This window comes from Roseicyclus amphidinii, assembly GCF_030163755.1.
GTDB classification, from domain to species: Bacteria; Pseudomonadota; Alphaproteobacteria; order Rhodobacterales; family Rhodobacteraceae; genus Roseicyclus; species Roseicyclus amphidinii.
The window spans coordinates 1-19,821 of sequence record NZ_JASJOE010000053.1; the positions used below are offsets into that span (position 1 = coordinate 1).

At 68.5% G+C, this 19,821-nt stretch carries 15 protein-coding genes; 12 read left to right on the top strand and 3 right to left on the bottom strand.

Features of this window, described 5'->3' with window-relative positions:
- Window positions 1-145 precede the first annotated feature (145 nt).
- The 3 genes from QQK83_RS15075 to QQK83_RS15085 all read right to left on the bottom strand — a co-directional run bounded on the left by QQK83_RS15075 (window position 146) and on the right by QQK83_RS15085 (window position 3,122).
- Window positions 146-1,621 (bottom strand): CpaF family protein, encoded by a 1,476-nt coding sequence (locus QQK83_RS15075; protein ID WP_284265614.1) that lies wholly within the window; start codon window positions 1,619-1,621, stop codon window positions 146-148.
- 197 nt (window positions 1,622-1,818) lie between these two features.
- Window positions 1,819-1,998 carry a Flp family type IVb pilin gene (locus QQK83_RS15080; RefSeq protein ID WP_284265617.1) on the bottom strand — a complete coding sequence of 60 codons (180 nt, stop codon included), beginning with the start codon at window positions 1,996-1,998 and terminating at the stop codon, window positions 1,819-1,821.
- Between the two features lie 440 nt (window positions 1,999-2,438).
- Window positions 2,439-3,122, bottom strand: coding sequence for a hypothetical protein (locus tag QQK83_RS15085; RefSeq protein WP_284265619.1), 684 nt, complete (start codon window positions 3,120-3,122; stop codon window positions 2,439-2,441).
- A 657-nt stretch (window positions 3,123-3,779) separates the two neighbouring features.
- On the opposite strand from QQK83_RS15085, the gene QQK83_RS15090 reads away from it, so the two are divergent.
- From QQK83_RS15090 to QQK83_RS15145, 12 genes are all read left to right on the top strand, one after another.
- Window positions 3,780-4,382 (top strand): response regulator transcription factor, encoded by a 603-nt coding sequence (locus QQK83_RS15090; RefSeq protein WP_284265621.1) that lies wholly within the window; start codon window positions 3,780-3,782, stop codon window positions 4,380-4,382.
- 186 nt (window positions 4,383-4,568) lie between these two features.
- A complete protein-coding gene (locus tag QQK83_RS15095) occupies window positions 4,569-5,027 on the top strand; it encodes a putative pterin-binding protein (RefSeq protein WP_284265623.1) in 459 nt (152 codons plus the stop codon).
- Window positions 5,028-5,098: 71 nt separating this feature from the next.
- Entirely contained in the window at window positions 5,099-7,660 is a 2,562-nt protein-coding gene (locus tag QQK83_RS15100) for a PAS domain-containing hybrid sensor histidine kinase/response regulator (RefSeq protein ID WP_284265626.1), read from the top strand.
- Window positions 7,661-7,743: 83 nt separating this feature from the next.
- Window positions 7,744-8,793, top strand: coding sequence for a Gfo/Idh/MocA family protein (locus QQK83_RS15105; RefSeq protein ID WP_284265628.1), 1,050 nt, complete (start codon window positions 7,744-7,746; stop codon window positions 8,791-8,793).
- Window positions 8,790-9,797: a Gfo/Idh/MocA family protein gene (locus tag QQK83_RS15110; protein ID WP_284265630.1), complete on the top strand. Its 1,008-nt coding sequence runs from the start codon at window positions 8,790-8,792 to the stop codon at window positions 9,795-9,797. The genes QQK83_RS15105 and QQK83_RS15110 overlap by 4 nt, the downstream gene beginning before the upstream one ends.
- Window positions 9,794-10,861 carry a Gfo/Idh/MocA family protein gene (locus tag QQK83_RS15115; RefSeq protein ID WP_284265632.1) on the top strand — a complete coding sequence of 356 codons (1,068 nt, stop codon included), beginning with the start codon at window positions 9,794-9,796 and terminating at the stop codon, window positions 10,859-10,861. The genes QQK83_RS15110 and QQK83_RS15115 overlap by 4 nt, the downstream gene beginning before the upstream one ends.
- 65 nt (window positions 10,862-10,926) lie before the next feature.
- On the top strand, window positions 10,927-11,526 hold the full coding sequence (locus QQK83_RS15120) for a helix-turn-helix domain-containing protein (RefSeq protein WP_284265634.1): 600 nt from the start codon (window positions 10,927-10,929) through the stop codon (window positions 11,524-11,526).
- Between the two features lie 88 nt (window positions 11,527-11,614).
- On the top strand, window positions 11,615-12,523 hold the full coding sequence (locus QQK83_RS15125) for a class II glutamine amidotransferase (protein ID WP_284265636.1): 909 nt from the start codon (window positions 11,615-11,617) through the stop codon (window positions 12,521-12,523).
- Window positions 12,520-13,212, top strand: a complete 693-nt coding sequence (locus QQK83_RS15130; protein WP_284265638.1) for a GltB/FmdC/FwdC-like GXGXG domain-containing protein — start codon at window positions 12,520-12,522, stop codon at window positions 13,210-13,212. Before QQK83_RS15125 ends, QQK83_RS15130 begins: the two co-directional genes overlap by 4 nt.
- Window positions 13,213-13,222: 10 nt before the next feature.
- Window positions 13,223-14,563 carry an FMN-binding glutamate synthase family protein gene (locus QQK83_RS15135; RefSeq protein ID WP_284265640.1) on the top strand — a complete coding sequence of 447 codons (1,341 nt, stop codon included), beginning with the start codon at window positions 13,223-13,225 and terminating at the stop codon, window positions 14,561-14,563.
- Between the two features lie 32 nt (window positions 14,564-14,595).
- Window positions 14,596-15,891: a type III glutamate--ammonia ligase gene (gene glnT / locus QQK83_RS15140; RefSeq protein ID WP_284265642.1), complete on the top strand. Its 1,296-nt coding sequence runs from the start codon at window positions 14,596-14,598 to the stop codon at window positions 15,889-15,891.
- Between the two features lie 78 nt (window positions 15,892-15,969).
- Entirely contained in the window at window positions 15,970-19,593 is a 3,624-nt protein-coding gene (locus QQK83_RS15145; protein ID WP_284265644.1) for a hydantoinase B/oxoprolinase family protein, read from the top strand.
- Window positions 19,594-19,821: the final 228 nt, after the last annotated feature.

Sequence of the window (19,821 nt, forward strand, 5' to 3'; positions counted from 1 at the left end):
CCTGCGGCGCGCGCGGCCTCGACCACCGCCTCCATCCGGCGCAGCACCCGGCGGCGCTCGGCCTGCCACAGCAGAAGGAACCCGACCGCCGAGACCACGAAGACGATCACGAGCGTTCGGAACAGGGCGGGATCGGCAAGGAAACTCATGCTCCGTGCATCTCCTCCGTCCGTGCGACCCCGCCGTCGGGCCCGGCCCGCCCGCGCAGGAGCCGCGCCAGCCGGTCGCCCTCGCCGTGGTAGCGGGCGCGCTGGATGAAGACCTCGCTCGGGGCGTTGACCAGAACGTGCCGCCCGGTGCGCGCAGCACCCGATTGCGCATCCTCGGTGTCGACCTCGTAATGCATCAGCGGCCGCAGCCGGATCTCGTCATCCGCGCCCGCGCCCCCGTGCCCCTCGACCTCGGCGATGCGGGTGACCTTGCGCGCGCCGTCGCGCAGGCGCTCGACCTGCACGAGGATATCCACCGCCGAAGCGAACATCGCGCGGATCATCTCGGCCTGCAGCGACGGGTAACCCATCGTGATCAGCGAGGTCATCCGCGTGATCGCCTCCTCGGGGGAATTGGCATGCAACGTGCCCATCGAGCCGTCGTGCCCGGTGTTCATCGCCTGCATCAGGTCAAAGGCCTCGGGGCCGCGCACCTCGCCCACGATGATGCGGTCGGGCCGCATCCGCAGCGCGTTGCGCACCAGGTCGCGCATGCTGATCTCGCCCTCGCCTTCGATGTTGGGGGGGCGCGTCTCCATCCGCACGACGTGGGGTTGCTCCAGCTGCAACTCGGCGGTGTCCTCGCAGGTGACGATCCGGTCGCCGCCGCTGACCTGCGAACTCAGCACGTTCAGCAGCGTCGTCTTGCCCGACCCGGTGCCGCCCACGATCATCACGTTGCAGCGCGTCGCCGCGATGATGCGCAGAAGCTCCGCACCGGGGCCGGTGATCGCGCCGCGCTGCTCCATTTCCTTCAGGGTGATCCGGTCGCGCCGGAAGCGCCGGATCGTCAGCACCGGACCGTCCAGCGCGATCGGTGGCAGCACCACGTTCACCCGGCTGCCGTCCTGCAGCCGCGCGTCGCAGATCGGGCTCGCCTCGTCGACCCTGCGCCCGACAAGGCTCACGATGCGCTGGCACACGTTCAACAGCTGGTCGGCATCGTCGAACTGCACCGCGCTGCGCGACAGCAGGCCGTTGCGCTCCACGTGGATAGGGCCGGGGCCGTTCACCATGATCTCCGACACGTCGGGATCGACCAGAAGCCGCTCGAGCGGCCCGTAGCCAAGCATGTCGTCGGCAATCTCGTTGAGAAGCGCGCGCTCTTCCGAGGCCGCCACCTGCATCCGGTCGCCGGTGATCACCTCGCTGATGATCCGCGCCAGCAGCGCGCGCCCCTGTTCGACATCGAGGCGCAACAACTCGCTGGGGTCGAGCAGCTCGATCAGCCGGGCAAAGACGGCGGCCTTGGTGTCGCGGTAGCGGCCGTCGATCCCCTGTCGTGCCGCGCCCTCGTCGCCGGACGGGGCTTCGACCGGCGCAAAGGCCACGACCTCCGGCGCGGGGGACGTGGCCTGCGGGCCTTTCCCGGTCGGGTCCGGGTCACGTCGTTTCTTTCCAAACACGGGCATGTCCTGTCACGCGATGCGCGTCATCCTGACCGGAGGGACGGGGCGCGCCTTCCTCTGTCGCGCCCGAAGCTGTGGAGCCTCCGCAAGATGCCGCTGGGTCTGGGCGCATCCGGGCCGGGCGGGTTCGGGGACATCTGCCCGGCCCGGATGCGGCGCCGCAGGATCGAGACCTGTCTCGATCCCGGCGCAGGGCCGTGTCATTCAGGGGGCGTGCCGCCAAGCTCGGTGATGACAGTGTTGAAGTTGTCGATGATCGATGTCCCTACGCCGTTCACCACGGCCACGATCGCAACGCCGATGCCCGCGGCGATCAGGCCGTATTCGATGGCGGTTGCGCCGCTTTCGGTGCGGAAAAAAGTCTTGATTGCGTGTGTCATGATCCGGTTGCTCCTCGTTCGGATGGTGTCATTGTCAGAAGGTGACCTGAACAACTAATGACCACACTAAACGGTTTCGGATGCGCCGTAGATCGCGCTAAAGAACATTTAAAATAACCATAGATGTAAAATATAACTAAAGGTAATCAATAAAGACGCCAAAGTATAATTTTCGAAAAACTTTTCTTGTCTTGCAAAAGCTTCCGCAGGGTCACGCGGCTACCATCGCGCAGCGGTCCATCCGGGCTGCTGCCGCCGAGTCGGGACGATTCGCGTGGAGGCCGGCCGCACTGGATCGCGGCGACGGCGCCTGCAGCGCCACGCGGGCGCGGCCCGCATGAGCAGGCTACGCCGCGTCGCGGCTGGCGTCAGGGTCGGATCGGGAAAAACTGCCGTCTTCGGCACGGCCTCTCGGGGCCGGTCCGGCGCTCGGGCGGGCCTTACGCGCAGGTGATCAGGTAGCCTTTGATCATCTTGCGGAGCTTCTTGTAGTAGAACGGCGTGCCCCAAAGCGCGTCACCCTCGATCCGCGCGTTGAGGATCACAAGGTCCAGCGTCTTCAGCACGCCGTCCAGTTCCTCCACGTCGATGGCCAGGTGCCCGGTCTGCGGATTGGCGGCGAGGTAATCGCGGATCATCGGCGCAAGCTCGCCCAGATGCGGATGGAACTGCTGATGCGTCAGGTCATGTTCCCGCCAAAGCATCTGGATCACTTCATTCGGAATCGAACAATTCGCCCCGTAAAAGACATCGGCCGTGAACGTGCAAAACTCATCCAGGCTCAATTCCCGCCCTTGCAGGTGTTTCCGGTAAACGATGACCGAAAGTCGGCATGTCAGCTGGTAGCCCTTGAACAGGAACCCGGTGTAGCCTTCGAACAGACGAAAGAAGGTCGACCGCGAATAACCGGCCTTGTTGATGACCTCCATCATGTTGAAGCCCTTGAGGCTCTTGGATCGCGCGCCCAATCTCAGCCCGGCCACGAGAAAGGACATGAACCGGTCGTCGGGCACATGCACTTCGGCGGCGGCCTCGATCTCGGGAAGCCATGCCGCGATAAGCGCGTCCATATCGGCGTCATGGGTCTCGAAATCGAAATCGGTTATGGCGATTGTCTCGCTCACGCCTGAAAATGCCTCGTTCTTGTGGATATGACGCACCCGTGGAAATCACCACGGCACCAAAACGCCAATCAGGTTCGGGTCGACCAGGCGGCCCACGCAATGTTGCCCAGCAGTATCGGGGCGGTAGTGTGCGCTGTCAATCAGTCGGAGGTGTCAGGAAATAATATATACTTATGAGGGGTTTACTTCAAGAAGCAGAGCTGGGGTTTCAGCCGGATCCGTGCGTCTGTCCTGCGCCCTGGGTGCGCATCTTGCGTGCGGCCCTGTAATGGAGGTCATTCCCGCGAAGCCCGCGGGCGCTGATAAAGGGCCGGCAGCCTGCGCCGGGGCAATCGCGTGATCCGTTCGCCCGGCGGCCTGTGTCGGCGGCCTGTGTCGGGGGCCTCTGTCGGCGGGGTAAGGGGCGCGTGAATTTTCTTGCCGTTCAGGTGTTGAACGATAGTTGCGTTGGTCACTAAAGTTGCGATAGCCATGGGCGTGCTCGTTTCATAGTGTCAACGCACGCGCCACGGCCCAAGCGCCGCGGCGGACAGTGTTTTCCGTATTTCGTGACTGGGCTGCATTCCAGTCTAATGGGGCAGGCGTCTGCCGGGGCGGAGTTTTCCGTCTTCCGATGACGTGTGCCATGGTATGCATTATGGGAAGATGGAGAATTGAATGTCGGATTTGGTCAAGGTCATCATCGCCGATGACCATGTTCTTCTCGGACAGGCCGTAGCGCAATCGCTGGAGGCATCGGAGGATTATACCGTCGATGTGGTGACGACCCTTCCCGAACTTCTCGCCGAGCTCAAACACGCGCAATTCGACATCGTCTTGCTGGATCTCAAGATGCCCGGAATGGACGGCCTGCCCTCGGTGCAGAAGGTGTGCAAGGCCGCGGGCGAGGGCGGCGTCGTCCTGTTCACCGGACAGGCCGAGCGCCGTTTCGTCGATGAATGCGTGGCGGTCGGCGTCAAGGGCCATATCCCCAAGGACCTGCCTCTCAAGTCGCTGGGCAGCGCCCTGCAGCTGATCCATTCCGGGCAGACCTTCCTGCCCGTCATCCCACCCGGCGCGCAGGAGGAGACTGCGCTGAACGAGCGCGAGCTGCACATCCTGCGGCTTGCCGCCGAGGGCCGCACCAACAAGGACATCGCCCGCGGCCTGGCCGTGTCCGAGGTTTCGATCAAGATGCACATGCGCACGATCTGCCGCAAGCTGGGGGCGCGAAACCGCGCCCATGCCGCGATCCTCGGGCGTGAACGGCTGCTGATCTGACACCGCCAGCTCCCGCGCCTGCGTCCCGCACTGGTCATCTTAAGTGCAAACGCTATCCTTATGCGCAACTGACCGGGGGTTTGCGCTGTGGCATCCTGAGCGGGACGCCTTTGTCGATACGAAAGGACGCGCGCAATGCCCTTTGGCCTATTGATCCCGACCCTCGCTCTTCCCGCGGCCCTTCTGGTGGCAACCGCCGCCTCGGCCCTCGAACCGGCGAGGGGCGATGTTCTGTTGACCGTCTCTGGCGCGATCGGCCAGACCAACGCCGGTGACGAGGCCCTGCTGGATCTCGAGCTGCTCGTCAGGCTTGGCACCACCGAGTTCGAGACGGAAACGATCTGGACCGATGGCCCCCAGACCTTCGTCGGTGTCGAGCTGGTCGACCTTCTGGCCGCCCTCGAGGCCGAGGGGGACATCCTGCGCGCCGTCGCGCTCAACGATTACGCCGTCGAAATCCCCGTCTCCGATGCCGTCGAAGGGGGGCCGATCATCGCCTTCCTGCGCAACGGCGAAGAGATGAGCGTGCGTGACAAGGGCCCGCTCTGGCTGGTCTATCCCTATGACAACGTGGCCGAATATCGCTCCGAGGTGACCTATGCGCGCAGCATCTGGCAACTCGCCCGGATCGAGGTGCAGCCCTGACCGTCAGGCCCAAGCCCCCGTCGCGCAGCGCGCGCCGCTTCGGCGAAGGGCGCCTTGCCCTCGCGCTGGGCGTGGTCGCCCTGGTGGCGGGGGCCCTTCTGGTTCTCGCCATGCTGGTCGAGATGGGGCGGCAGGTCCGCACCGAGATCGACCGGCTTGCCTCCGCCAATGCCGACAGCGCGCAATGGTCGATTTCGCAGGCCGAGGTCGAGCTTCTGGCGCTTGCCCTCGCCATCGAGCAGGCCGAGACCGGCGACGCCGCGGCCCTGCGCGCGCTGCGCCGTCGCTTCGATATCTTCTACAGCCGTGTCACCATCCTCGAGACCAGCCCGATCTTTGCCGCCGTCCGCGACGACCCCGAGGCCTTCGCGGCCCTCATCCGGCTCGACGCCTTCCTCGCATCGGCCGTCGGGGCGATCGACGGCGATGACGCGACCCTCGCCGCGGCGCTTCCGGCGCTCGCCGCCGGTGCGGACGCGGCCCGCGAGGATGTCCGCACGGTGTCGCTGACCGGCGTCGCCGTTCTGGCCGAGGTGGCAGACGGGCAGCGCATCAGCGTCGCCAGCACCCTCGCGCGGGTTGCCAACGTGACCGGTGCGCTGTTTCTCGCCATGGTGATCCTGTTGATGCTGCAGGCGTATTTCGTCCGCAAGGAACGCCGCAACGCCCTCGCCGAGGGCCAGACCCGCGCGCGGCTCGCCTCGATCATCGCCACCTCGCTCGATGCTGTCCTCGTCGCCGATGACGAGGGCCGCGTGCTCGAGTTCAACGGCGCGGCCGAACAGATCTTCGGCTACACCCGCGCCGAGGCGGTGGGTGCCCCGATGGAGGACCTGATCGTCCCCGACCATTACAGGGAAGCCCATTCGGCCGGGATGCACCGCTACCGCACCACCGGCGAGAAACGCGTCATCGGCAAGGGCCGCATCCGCCTCGAGGCGCGGCGCAAGTCCGGCGAGGTCTTCCCGGTCGAGCTGTCGGTCTCCACCGCGGCGACCCGGGACGGCGAGGTGTTCATCTCCTTCCTGCGCGACATCTCTCACCGCGTCGCCGCCGAGCGCGAGTTGATCAAGGCCCGCGACGAGGCCGTCGCAGGCGAAAAGGCCAAGGCCGAGCTGATCGCCGTGATGAGCCACGAAATGCGCACGCCACTGAACGGAATGCTCGGCACGCTCGACCTGCTGGACGGCACCGACCGGCCGCCGAAGGACCGCCAGTATCTCGACATGATCCGCACCTCGGGGCGGCAGCTGCTCTACCATGTCGACACCGTGCTCGAGATCTCGCGCGTCGAGGCGGGCAAGATGATCCTTGCCAACGAGGCTTTCTCGCTCCCCGCCTTCCTCAACGAGCTGGTCGAGGGCCAGCGCGGCCTTGCCGCGGCCCGCGGCAACGGGCTGTCGCACCGGCTGGAGGGCGATGACCTGGACCGTGTGACGGGCGACCAGACCCGCCTGCGGCAGGTGCTTCTGAACCTCCTGAGCAACGCCATCAAGTTCACCCGAAACGGCACCATCTCGATCGAGGCCGCGCGCCTGCCCGAAACCGGGATGATCGAGTTCCGCGTGATCGACGACGGCATCGGCATCGACGCCGCCGATCTCGAGCGCGTGTTCGAGGATTTCGTGACGCTCGACACCTCCTACAGCCGCGCGGTGGGCGGCACCGGGCTCGGGCTGGGCATCGTGCGGCGGCTGGTGACCGCCATGGGCGGCGAGATCGCCGTCGAAAGCGTCAAGGGCGCGGGCAGCACCTTCCGCCTGCACCTGCCCTTGCCCGCGGCCTCCGACCAGCAAGGGGCCGAGGCCGTGGCGCCCGTCCCGGCCCCCCTGCCCGAGGTCGCCCCGGCCCGCCCCATGAAAGTGCTCATCGTCGAGGACAACCACATCAACCGCGTCGTCCTGCGCGACATGCTGGAACAGGACGGCCACACCGTCGACGAGGCCCATGACGGTCAACAGGGCGTCGAGAAGGTGGCCGGCGCCTCCTATGACATCGTCCTGATGGACATCTCCATGCCGGTGCTCGACGGCGTCTCCGCGACCCGCGCGATCCGCCAGACCGAGGCGCGCGGCATCTCCCTGCCCATCGTCGCGCTGACCGCCCATGCCTCCACCGCCGACAAGGAACGCTTCCGCGCCGCGGGCGTGGATGACATCCTCGTCAAGCCGATCTCGCGTCAGGCCCTGCGCGCGGTGCTGGCCGGTCTCGCGCCCAGCCCGCCGCATCCTGCCCCCGCCGCTCCGCCGCGGCCCCTGTCACCCCCGCTATCCCCGCAAACCCCGTCGCCCGACCTCATCGACCACGAGCAGATCGACCACCTGGCCGAGGCGCTGGGCCCCGAGAAATTCGCCGAGCTGATGACCGCCTTCCGCGACGAGACGGCCGAGGCCGTGGCAAGCCTCGCGCAGCGGCTCGAGCAGGGCGAGAGCGGCCCCGATCTGGCCAGCGCGGTGCATCACACATCCGGCTCTGCGGCGGTCTTCGGGGCGCTGGCGCTCCGTGCCGAACTGGCCGCTCTCGAAACCCTGTTGCGCGGCGGCGGCACCCCCGACCCCGACACGGCCCCCCGGCTCCGCACCTGCTGGGCCGAGACCGAGGCGGCCCTCCTGGCCCCCCTCGACCGGGCCTGACCGCCCTCGCTTCACAACCCCCCGCGGCTGTGACAGTGTCGCGCGCACACAGGCCCGCGCGGGAGGGGGAGGCCCGTCTCAGCATGCATCAAGACACCCCGAAACGCGCCGCCCTGATCGGGGCCGGCATGGTCGCGGCGACCCACGTCGCGGCCTGTGCCGAGGCCTCGGGCGTCACGCTCCACGCCATCCAGTCCCGCTCGCCCGACCGCGCCCGCGCGCTGGCCGACCGGGCCGAGGCGCTGACCGGCCAGCCGGTCACGGTGCATCCCGACCTCGCCTCTGTCGCCGCCGACGACAGCGTCGATTTCGCCATCATCCTCACGCCCCCCGACGCGCGCGCCGAGGTGATCGGCCCGCTCGCCCGCGCGGGCAAGCATATCCTGCTCGAGAAACCCATGGGCCGCACCGCCGCCGAGGCGCGCGAGGTGGTGGCGATCTGCGAGGATGCGGGCGTCCGCCTCGGCGTGGTGTTCCAGCACCGCATGCGCGCGGCCTCCCTCGCGGCGGCACGCCTCGTCGCCACGGGCGATCTCGGCCCCCTCGGCCTTGTGCAGATCGAGGTGCCATGGTGGCGCGACCAGTCCTATTACGACGAACCGGGCCGCGGCACCTATGCCCGCGACGGCGGCGGCGTGCTGATCTCCCAAGCCATCCACACGCTCGACCTTGCCCTGTCGCTCGCCGGTCCGGTCGAGGCGGTGCGCGCCATGGCCACCACCACCCGTTTTCACCGGATGGAGGCCGAGGATATCGTCGCCGCGGGCCTGCGCTTTGCCAATGGCGCGGCGGGCTCGCTCGTGGCCTCGACCGCCAGTTTCCCCGGCGGCGCGGAATCCATCACGCTCCACTATGACCGCGCCAGCCTGCACCTTCAGGCGGGCGAGTTGCACGTCAACTGGCGCGACGGCCGCCACGAGGTGCAGGGCGCGGCGGGCGGCACCGGGGGCGGGGCCGATCCCATGGCCTTCACCCACGACTGGCACCGCGCCGTGATCGAAGACTTCGCCGCGGCCCTCACCGAAAACCGCGCCCCCGCCATCACCGGCACCGACGCGCTTGCCGTCCACGACCTGATCGACGCCCTCATCCGTTCGGCCCGCGAGGACGAACTCACGAAAGTCCGACCATGACCCTCCGTTTCGCCGCCATCGGCATCGACCACCGCCATGTCTACGGCATGGCCGCCAACCTGATCGAGGCGGGCGCCAGCTTCGCCGGCTGGTGGACCGAGGGGCATCCGGGCACCGAGGCGGGTTTCCTCGAGCGGTTCCCCGACGTGCCCCGCGCCGCCTCGCCCGAGGCGCTGCTGGATGACCCCTCCATCGCGCTGATCCTGCTCTCGGGCATCCCCCGCGACCGCGCCGCATGGGCCGTGAAGGCGATGGAGGCGGGCAAGGACGTGATGTCCGACAAGCCCGGCTGCACCACGATGGAGCAACTCGACGCGATCCGCGCCACCGTGGCCGCCACGGGCCGCATCTGGTCGGTCGATTTCTCCGAACGCTTCGAGGTTCCCGCCGTCACCCGCGCCGCCGAGCTGGTGGCCGAGGGCGCCATCGGCCGCGTGATCCAGACCGTCGGCCTCGGCCCCCACCGCCTGAACCGCGCCACGCGCCCCGACTGGTTCTTCGACCGCGACGCCTATGGCGGCATCCTGACCGACATCGCCAGCCACCAGATCGACCAGTTCCTCTACTTCACCGGCTCCACCGAGGCCGAGATCACGCTGGCCTCCGTCGGCAATTACGCCAATCCCGACGACCCCGGCCTTCAGGATTTCGGCGAGATCGCCCTGCGCTCCCCGCAAGGCCACGGCTATATCCGCGTCGATTGGTATACCCCCGACGCGCTGCCCACATGGGGCGACGGGCGGCTGACGATCCTCGGGACCGAGGGGTATATCGAGCTGCGCAAATACGTCGATGTGGGCCATGACGGCACCGACCACCTGATCCTCGTCAACGCCACCCGCTGCGAGCGGATCGACGCCTCCACCGCGGGCCTGCCCTATTTCGCGCGGCTCCTCGCCGATATCCGCGACCGCTCCGAGACCGCCATGCCGCAGGCCCACGCCTTCACCGTCTGCGAGCTGGCGCTCCGCGCGCAGGCCATGGCCGAAGGCGCGCGCGCATGATCCGCACCGCCATCATCGGCGCAGGGATCGGGGCCGAGCATCTCGCGGGCTACCGCGCGCTGCCCGAGCTTTTCGCGGTCACCACGCTCTGCGACCTCGACACCGCCCGCGCGCAGGCCGCCACCGGTGGCGACCCCGCCATCGCCGTCACCGTCGATCTCGACGCCGTACTCGCCGACCCCAAGATCGACGTCATCGACATCTGCCTGCCGCCGCATCTGCATGTCCCCGTGGCGCTCCGCGCGCTGGAGGCGGGCAAGCACGTGATCTGCGAAAAGCCGCTCGCCCGCTCGCTGGCCGAGGTGGACCAGCTGGAGGCCGCCGCCGAAAAAGCCAACCGCCACGTCTTCCCCGTCTTCCAGTATCGCTACGGCCCCGCGCTGGCGCAGCTTGCGGCGCTGCAAAAGGCGGGGCTGACCGGCACCCCCTTCGTCGCCAGCCTCGAGACCCATTGGAACCGCGGCGCGGCTTACTATGACATCCCGTGGCGCGGCACATGGGCGGGCGAATCCGGCGGCGCGCTTCTGGGTCACGCGATCCACGCCCATGACCTGCTCTGCCACATCCTCGGCCCCGTGGCCGAGGTCACGGCGCAGGCCGCGACCCGCGTGAACCCGATCGAGACCGAGGATTGCGCGGCCCTCATCTTCCGCATGGAGAGCGGGGCGCTCGCCACCAGTTCCGTCACGCTGGGCGCGGGCGAGGACACCAGCCGCCTGCGCCTCTGCTTTGCGGGGCTCACCGCCGAAAGCGGCACGCTGCCCTATGCGCCCGCCGCCGCGCCGTGGCGCTTCATCGCGCGGCCCCCCGTGACACAAGAACAGGTCGATGCCGCGCTGGCCGAGGTGCCGCCGCAGGCCACCGGCTTCACCGGCTACCTGCAGGCCGTGGCCGAGGCGCTGGCAGGCCGCGCCGGGGCCGAGGTGACGCTGGCCCAGGGCCGCCGCTCCATCGAGCTGGTTACCGCGATCTACGCCTCGATCCGCGCGGGCGGCCAGCCCGTGGCCCTGCCGCTCCCCCCCGACGCGCCGCTCTACCACGGCTGGTTGCCCGATCCACCCTGAACCCGCTTCCCGCCCGCCGCGCCCGCGCCTAGACTGCCCCCGCACCGACGCGAGGAGGCAGGCCCATGCAGACCCCCGAGACGACCCCGCCCGCCGACCGGCTGGAGGATGCCATCGGCCGCAAGGTGCGCGCGCTCCGGCAGGGGCTGGACGTGACGCTCTCGGACCTCGCGCGCTCGGCGGGGCTGTCGGTGGGGATGCTCTCGAAGATCGAGAATGGCCAGACCTCGCCCTCGCTCACGACCTTGCAGGCGCTGGCCGCCGCGCTGAACGTGCCGATCTCGATGTTCTTCCAGGATTTCGAGGATCGCCGCGATTGCAGCTATGTCCCCGCAGGCCAAGGCGTGCGCATCGACCGCCGCGGCACGCGGGCGGGGCATGTCTATGAACTCCTCGGCCACTCCCTGCGCTCCGCCACCAAGATCGAGCCCTTTCTCATCACCATCGACGAGGGCGGCGCGGCGCATGACACCTTCCAGCACCCCGGTCACGAATTCATCTACATGCTCGAAGGGAGCGTCACCTACCGCCACGGCGACCGCCACTACGACCTTGCCCCCGGCGACGCGCTTTTCTTCGACGCGCTCGCCCCCCACGGCCCCGAGGGCTTCGCGGACCTGCCCGCGAAATACCTCTCGATCATCGTGACACCCCCGCCGGAGTGATTTTCCTGTCAGGAAAATGATTTCACTCCTGTTGACAGGTCAGCCTCCGTGACGCATCTTCCCCTCCAACCACCGCGGAGGGATCGTCATGTGTGGAATCGTTGGCCTCTTCCTCAAGGACCCAGCCCTTCAGCCGCGGCTCGGTGCGCTCATGGCGCCGATGTTGGCCGAGATGACCGAACGCGGCCCCGACAGCGCGGGGTTTGCGATCTACCGTGACGGCGCGCCGCATCCCACGCTGTCGTGCCTCGGGCCGCTTTGCACCGACTGGAAGGCCGTCGCGGCCTCGCTCACGCAGGCGACCGGTGCCGCCGTCGAGGTCGAGACCATCGCCGATCACGCGCTCCTGCGCGTCTGGGGCGACCTGCGCGCCGCGCGCGCCCACTTGATCGAGACCTTCCCGCAGGTCACCGTCACCGCCAGCGGCGAGGCCATCGAGATCTTCAAGGGCATCGGCGACCCGATGGACGTCGCCCGCACCTTCGGCCTCGAGTCCCGCTCGGGTACCCATGGCATCGCGCATACGCGCATGGCCACCGAAAGCGCCGTGACCATCTCCGGCTCGCACCCGTTCTCGACCGGGCCGGACACCTGCCTTGTCCACAACGGCTCTCTCTCCAACCACCACCTTCTGCGCGCCTTCCTCGAGGCCCGCGGCGAGCGGCTCCAGACCGAGAACGACAGCGAGGTCGCCGCCGCCTTCCTCGCCTGGCGCATGCGCGAGGGCGACAGCCTGAAGCAGGCGCTACACGCCGCGCTGAACCGGCTCGACGGGTTCTACACGCTGACCATCGGCACCCGCGACGGCTTCGCCGTTCTGCGCGACCCCATCGCCTGCAAGCCCGCCGTGCTGGCCGAAACCGACCAATGGGTCGCCATGGCCAGCGAGTTCCGCGCCATAGCCCCGCTGCCCGGCGTGGAAAACGCCCGTATCTGGGAACCGGAGCCGGGCGTCGTCTACAGCTGGGGCGGCGAAGCCAGGGCGGTGGCGGCATGACCATGACGCTGACCAACACCGGCCTGATCGACCTGTCCGACACCACGGTGCGCGAGGCGAACGCCACGCTGCAGGCCGCGACCGAAGGGGCCTTCACGCTCGCCAACCCCGGCGGCAAGCATGCGCTGGCCTGCGGGCTGCAACACCCCGTTTCGGTCACGATCAAGGGCCACACGGGCTATTACGCGGGCGGCATGAACAAGCTGGCCGAGATCACCATCGAGGGGAACGCTGGCACCGGGCTGGCCGAGAACATCATGTCGGGCGTGGTCCGCGTGACCGGCGATGCCAGCCAATCGGCGGGGGCCACGGGCCATGGCGGCCTTGTCGTGATCGAGGGCAATGCCTCGGCCCGTTGCGGCATCTCGATGAAGGGCGTCGACATCGTCGTCGGCGGCAACGTGGGCCACATGTCGGCCTTCATGGCGCAGGCGGGCAACCTTGTCGTGCTGGGCGACGCGGGCCCCGATCTGGGCGACTCGATCTACGAGGCGCAGATCTTCGTGCGCGGCAGCGTCGACCGGCTCGGCACCGACTGCATCGAGAAGGAGATGCGGCCCGAACACATCGCCCTTGTCGCGCAGCTGATGGACCGCGCGGGGCTTTACGCCGACCCGGCCGAGTTCCGCCGCTACGGCTCGGCCCGGCAGCTCTACCATTTCAAGATCGACAACGCCGGCGCTTATTGAGGGACATGCCATGACCGACCAGTCCAACCCGCCCGGCGGCACCCCGCGCACCACGCCGGTGAAATCCGCGACCTTCGACGATTACACGCTCTCGGAAATCCGCCGCGCGGCGGCCACCGGCATCTACGACATCCGCGGCGGCGGCGCGAAGCGGCCTTTGCCGCATTTAGACGACCTGCTCTTCCTCGGGGCCTCCATGTCGCGCTACCCGCTCGAAGGCTACCGCGAGAAATGCGAGACCGAGGTCGTGATCGGCGCGCGCCATGCGGCCAAGCCCATCGTCCTCAAGACCCCCATCACCATCGCGGGCATGTCCTTCGGCTCGCTCTCCGCGCAGGCAAAAGAGGCGCTGGGCCGCGGCGCGAACGCGGCGGGAACCTCCACCACCACCGGCGACGGCGGCATGACGCCGGAAGAGCGCGAGCATTCCAACAAGCTCGTTTACCAGCTTCTGCCGTCCCGTTACGGCATGAACCCCGACGATTTGCGCAAGGCCGACGCCATCGAGGTTGTCGTGGGGCAGGGTGCCAAGCCCGGCGGCGGCGGGATGCTTCTGGGACAGAAGATCAACGAACGCGTCGCCGCGATGCGCACGCTGCCCCAGGGCATCGACCAACGCAGCGCCTGCCGTCATCCCGACTGGACCGGGCCGGACGACCTCGAGATCAAGATCGCCGAGCTGCGCGAGATCACCGGCTGGCAGGTGCCCATCTACATCAAGGTGGGCGCGTCGCGCCCCTATTACGACGTGGCGCTGGCCGTGAAGGCGGGCGCGGATGCCGTGGTGCTGGACGGCATGCAGGGCGGCACGGCGGCCACGCAAAACGTCTTCATCGAGCATGTGGGTATCCCCACGCTCGCCGCGATCCGCCCCGCCGTGCAGGCGCTGAAGGATCTGGGCATGCACCGCACGGTGCAGCTGATCGTGTCGGGCGGCATCCGCAACGGCGCGGACGTGGCCAAGGCGCTGGCGCTGGGGGCCGACGCGGTCTCCATCGGGACGGCGGCGTTGGTCGCCTTGGGCGACAACGATCCGAAATGGGAAGACGACTACCGCGCCATGGGCACGACCGCCGGGGCCTATGACGACTGGCACGAGGGCAACGACCCCGCGGGGATCACCACGCAGAACCCCGCGCTCGCCTCGCGCCTCGACCCGGTGGCGGCGGGGCGGAGGCTCGCCAATTACCTCGGCGTCATGACGCTGGAATTGCAGACCATCGCGCGCGCCTGCGGCAAAAGCCACGTCCTGAACCTCGAACCCGAGGATCTCGTGGCGCTGACGGTGGAAAGCGCCGCCATGGCGGGCGTGCCGCTGGCGGGCACAAGCTGGATACCCGGCCAGAGCTGACCGGACAGAAGACAGAGTAAAGGGGACCCGACATGACCGATCTTGCAGCAGTGGCGAAAGAGAAGGGCATCAGGTTCTTCCTGATCTCCTTCACCGACCTTCTGGGCGTGCAGCGCGCGAAACTCGCCCCCGCGCAGGCCATCGCCGACATGGCCGAGAACGGCGCGGGCTTCGCAGGCTTTGCCGCCTGGCTCGACATGTCGCCCGCGGATGCCGACATCCTCGCCATTCCCGACCCCGCCAGCCTGATCCAGCTGCCCTGGAAGCCCGAGGTCGGCTGGCTCGCCGCCGACATCCATTTCAAGGGCGCGCCCTTCGCCAAGGCCCCGCGCGTCGTGTTGCAACAGGTCATGGCCCGCGCCGCGGCGCAGGACATCCAGATGAAACACGGCGTGGAATGCGAGTTCTTCCTGACCACGCCCGACGGCAAATCCATCTCGGACCCCGCTGATGTGCAGGTCAAACCCTGCTACGATCAGGACGCGCTGATGCGGCGCTATGACGTGATCGCCGAGATCTGTTCCTATATGCTCGACCTCGGCTGGAACCCCTACCAGAACGACCACGAGGACGCGAACGGCCAGTTCGAGATGAACTGGGATTACGACGACGCGCTGGTCACCGCCGACCGCCACACCTTCTTCAAGTTCATGGCACGCGCCGTGGCCGAGAAACACGGGCTGCGCGCGACCTTCATGCCCAAGCCCTTCGCCGAGCTGACCGGCAACGGCTGTCATGCCCATGTCTCGCTCTGGAACAAGGCCGGCGCGAACCTCTTCAAGGGCGACGGAGAGCTTGGCCTGTCCGACACCGCCTATGCTTTCCTCGGCGGTCTGATCGGCCACGCGCCCGCGCTGACCGCGGTCCTCAACCCCACGGTCAATTCTTATAAAAGATTGAACGCGCCGGTCACCACCTCGGGCGCGACATGGTCGCCCAACACGATCAGCTATGGCGGCAACAACCGCACCCACATGGTGCGCATCCCCGACAGCAACCGGCTCGAGGTGCGGCTGGCCGATGGCGCGGCGAACCCCTATCTCCTGCCCGCCGCGATCCTTGCCGCGGGGCTGGACGGGATCGCCACCAAGGCCGATCCGGGCCAGCGCCTCGACATCGACATGTATGTCGAGGGCCACACGGTCGATGCGCCGAAACTGCCCTTGAACCTGCTCGATGCGGTGCGCGCGTTCGAGGCCGACACCGCGCTCTGCGACGGTATCGGGGCCGAGGCCGCAGCCGCGCTGGTGCGCTACAAGCATGCCGAGTGGATCGACTACACCCGCCACCTGACTGACTGGGAACGGCGGATGACGCTCGACTGCTGACACTGTCACATCGCGGTTGACGCCGCCCCCATTCTGGCCGACCCAAGGGTATTCGATACCGTGAGGGGGAGGTCCGGAATGGCCGATGTCGCTGTGCCCGAAACATGGGATTTCTGGATCGACCGGGGCGGCACCTTCACCGATGTGGTGGGCCGCGACGGGGTCGGCGCGGTGCATCCGCTCAAGCTTCTGTCCGAAAACCCCGAGGCCTACGAGGATGCCGCGATCGAGGGCATCCGCCGTCTGCTCGGCGGCACCATTGACCCCGCCCGCATCGGCACGGTCAAGATGGGCACGACGGTCGCCACCAACGCGCTGCTCGAGCGCAAGGGCGACCGGACCTTGTTGTTGATCACCAAGGGGTTCCGCGACGCGCTGCGCATCGCCTACCAGGCGCGGCCGGATATCTTCGCCAAGGAGATCCTGCTGCCCGAACAGCTCTATGAGCGGGTGATCGAGGTTGACGAACGCCTGCGCGCCGATGGGGCGGTCGAGACGCCGCTGGACATGGCGCCACTGGCCGCGCAGCTGGAGGCGGCGAAGGCCGACGGGATCGACGCGGTGGCCATCGTGCTGATGCACGCGTGGAAGACGCCCGATCACGAGGCCGCGCTGGCCGAAATGGTGCGCGGCATGGGCTTTGGCCAGGTCTCCGTCAGCCACGAGGTCTCGCCCCTCGTGAAGCTGGTGGGCCGCGGCGACACGACGGTCGTTGACGCCTACCTCTCCCCCATCCTGCGCCGCTACGTCGCCCGCGTGGCCGATGCGCTTGGGGCCACGCCCGCGGGCGAACCCGGCCCGACGCTGCAATTCATGATGTCCTCGGGCGGCATGACGGCGGCCGAGAAATTCCAGGGCAAGGACGCGATCCTGTCCGGCCCCGCGGGCGGTGTCGTCGGCATGGTCGAGACGGCGAATGACGCCGGTTTCGAGAAGGTCATCGGCTTCGACATGGGCGGCACCTCCACCGACGTGGCGCATTTCGCGGGCGGCTACGAGCGCGCCTTCGACACCGAGGTCGCGGGCGTGCGCATCCGCGCGCCGATGATGCGTATCCACACCGTCGCCGCCGGTGGCGGCTCGATCCTGCATGCCGAGCCGGGCCGCTTCCGCGTCGGCCCCGACAGCGCGGGCGCGAACCCCGGCCCCGCCTGCTACCGCCGCGGCGGGCCGCTGACGGTGACGGATGCGAACGTCATGCTGGGCAAGCTGCGCCCCGAGTTCTTCCCCCGCGTCTTCGGCCCCGACCAGGACGCGGCGCTGGATGACGCGGTCGTCCGGTCCCTTTTCGCCAAGATCGCGGAGGCCGAGGGCAAATCCCCCGAGGAGGTGGCCGAGGGCTTCCTGACCATCGCCATCGAGAACATGGCCAACGCGATCAAGAAGATCAGCGTCCAGCGCGGCTATGACGTGACCAAGTATCTCCTGAATGCCTTCGGCGGCGCGGCGGGGCAGCATGCCTGCCTTGTCGCCGACGCGCTGGGGATGGAGGCGGTGCTGATCCACCCGCTTTCGGGGCTTCTGTCGGCCTACGGCATCGGGCGCGCGACCGTCTCGGCCAGCCGCCAGCAGGCGCTGGTCGAGGAGCTGGGCGAGGGCAGCCTCGCCGCCATCGCGGCGCTTCAGGCGCAGTTGACCGACGCCGTGACCGCCGAGGTCACCGAGCAGGGCGTGGACGCCGCGGCGGCCAGCACGGTGACGCGGCTTCACCTGCGCTACGCGGGCACCGACACCGCCTTGCCGGTGGAGTGGTCGGGCGACGCACGGGCCGCGCGCGCCGAGTTCGAAGCCGCGCACAAGGCGCAATTCGGCTTCGTCTCGCCCGACAAGCCGGTGACGGTCGAGGCCGTCGAGGTCGAGATCACCGAAGCCCCGCACGAGACCGGCGCGGCGGATGTCGCCCGCACCGACGCGCGCGAGGCGGCCAGCGACACCCGCGTGCCGGTCTTCTGCAAGAACGACTGGGTCGAGGCCGCGGTCTACCCGCGCGAGGCGCTGTCGCCCGGCGACCGGGTCAAGGGTCCGGCCCTCATCATCGAAGCCAACCAGACCATCGTGGTCGAGCCCGGCTGGACCGCCGAGCTGACCGGGCGGGACGACATCGTGATGCGGCGACACGAGCGCATGGCGCGGACATCGGCGGCGGGGACCACCGAGGCCGATCCGATCCTGCTCGAGGTGTTCAACAACCTCTTCATGAACATCGCCGAGCAGATGGGCGTGGCGCTTCAGAACACCGCCCATTCGGTCAACATCAAGGAACGGCTCGATTTCTCCTGCGCCGTCTTCGACCGCGACGGGGCGCTGGTGGCGAATGCGCCGCACATGCCCGTCCATCTCGGCTCGATGGACCGCAGCGTGGAAACCGTGATCCGCCTGAACGAGGGGTCGATCCGCCCCGGCGATGTCTTTGCCTTGAACGCGCCCTACAATGGCGGCACGCATCTGCCCGACATCACGGTCGTCTCGCCGGTGTTCGACGATGCGGGGGAGACGATCCTGTTCTGGGCGGCGTCCCGCGGGCATCACGCCGATGTGGGGGGCACCGCGCCCGGCTCGATGACGCCGCTGGCGAAGACCGTCGATGAGGAAGGCGTGCTCTTCGACAACTTCCTGCTGGCCCGCGACGGCACCTTCCGCGAGGAGGCTCTGCGCGATCTTCTGACCGACCACGCATATCCCGCGCGCAACCCCGACCAGAACATCGCCGATCTGAAGGCGCAGGTCGCCGCCAACGAGCGCGGCGCGGCGGAGTTGCGCCGCATGGTGGCGGAGTTCGGGCTGGAGACGGTCGAGGCCTACATGGGCCATGTGCAGGACAACGCCGCCGAAGAGGTCGCCCGCCTGATCGGGCGGCTGGAGGAGTGTTCCTATGAATATCCCACGGACACCGGGCAGGTGATCCGCGTGAAGATCACGGTTGACCGTGACGCGCGCGAGGCCGTGGTGGATTTCACCGGCACGTCCGAGGCGACGGACAACAACTTCAACGCGCCCGAACCGGTGACGCGGGCGGCGGTCCTCTATTGCTTCCGCGTGATGGTCGAGGCACAGGTCCCGATGAATGCAGGCTGCCTGCGCCCGATCCGCATCGTGATCCCCGAGGGGTCGATGCTGAAACCCGCCTATCCGCGCGCGGTGGTGGCGGGCAACGTGGAGACCTCGCAGCATGTGACCAATGCCGTCTTCGGCGCGTTGGGGGTGCTGGCGAATGCGCAGGGGACGATGAACAACCTGACCTTCGGCAACGCGACCTACCAGTATTACGAGACGATCTGTTCCGGCTCGCCCGCGGGGGTGATGAACTCGGGGCGCGGGTTCGCCGGAACCTCGGGGGTGCATACCCACATGACGAACTCGCGCCTGACCGACCCGGAGGTGCTGGAGATGCGCTTTCCGGTGCTGTTGGAGCGGTTCGCGTTGCGGCCCGGGTCCGGCGGGCAGGGGGCGTTCGCGGCGGGCGACGGGACGGAGCGCTGCCTGCGGTTTCTCGAGCGGATGGATTGCGCGATCCTGTCCTCGCATCGCGCCGCGCCCCCGCGGGGCATCGCGGGGGGCGGCGACGGGCAGCTCGGCCGGACCGAGGTGCGGCGGGCGGATGGCCGCGTCGAGCGGCTCAGGGCCTGCGACCAGACGGTGCTGGAGCCGGGCGAGGCGGTGATCGTGACCACGCCCACGCCGGGCGGCTACGGGTCGGGCTGAGCGCCTTGGGGTGTGCCGGGCGCCCGGCCCGCGCGCGCGGGACGCGGACCCCGCGCGGGGTTCGTCGCAAGGCGCGCGCCTTGCAGGGTGCCGGGTGCGGGTGTGGCGCGTCGTGGCCGGGGTCGAGCGGGGTCGGGTGGTGCGCGGTGGCGCTGCCCCTGGCGGGATGCGGATCAGCGAAGCTGACCCTGCGACAGGGGGCGGCCCGGTCGGAGCGCCCCGGACCCC

Coding starts and splice junctions, on each gene's coding strand:
- QQK83_RS15075 (WP_284265614.1), bottom strand. CDS start 1,621: ATGCCCGTGTTTGGAAAGAAACGACGTGACCCGGACCCGACCGGGAAA.
- QQK83_RS15080 (WP_284265617.1), bottom strand. CDS start 1,998: ATGACACACGCAATCAAGACTTTTTTCCGCACCGAAAGCGGCGCAACC.
- QQK83_RS15090 (WP_284265621.1), top strand. CDS start 3,780: ATGTCGGATTTGGTCAAGGTCATCATCGCCGATGACCATGTTCTTCTC.
- QQK83_RS15105 (WP_284265628.1), top strand. CDS start 7,744: ATGCATCAAGACACCCCGAAACGCGCCGCCCTGATCGGGGCCGGCATG.
- QQK83_RS15110 (WP_284265630.1), top strand. CDS start 8,790: ATGACCCTCCGTTTCGCCGCCATCGGCATCGACCACCGCCATGTCTAC.
- QQK83_RS15115 (WP_284265632.1), top strand. CDS start 9,794: ATGATCCGCACCGCCATCATCGGCGCAGGGATCGGGGCCGAGCATCTC.
- QQK83_RS15120 (WP_284265634.1), top strand. CDS start 10,927: ATGCAGACCCCCGAGACGACCCCGCCCGCCGACCGGCTGGAGGATGCC.
- QQK83_RS15125 (WP_284265636.1), top strand. CDS start 11,615: ATGTGTGGAATCGTTGGCCTCTTCCTCAAGGACCCAGCCCTTCAGCCG.
- QQK83_RS15130 (WP_284265638.1), top strand. CDS start 12,520: ATGACCATGACGCTGACCAACACCGGCCTGATCGACCTGTCCGACACC.
- QQK83_RS15135 (WP_284265640.1), top strand. CDS start 13,223: ATGACCGACCAGTCCAACCCGCCCGGCGGCACCCCGCGCACCACGCCG.
- glnT (WP_284265642.1), top strand. CDS start 14,596: ATGACCGATCTTGCAGCAGTGGCGAAAGAGAAGGGCATCAGGTTCTTC.
- QQK83_RS15145 (WP_284265644.1), top strand. CDS start 15,970: ATGGCCGATGTCGCTGTGCCCGAAACATGGGATTTCTGGATCGACCGG.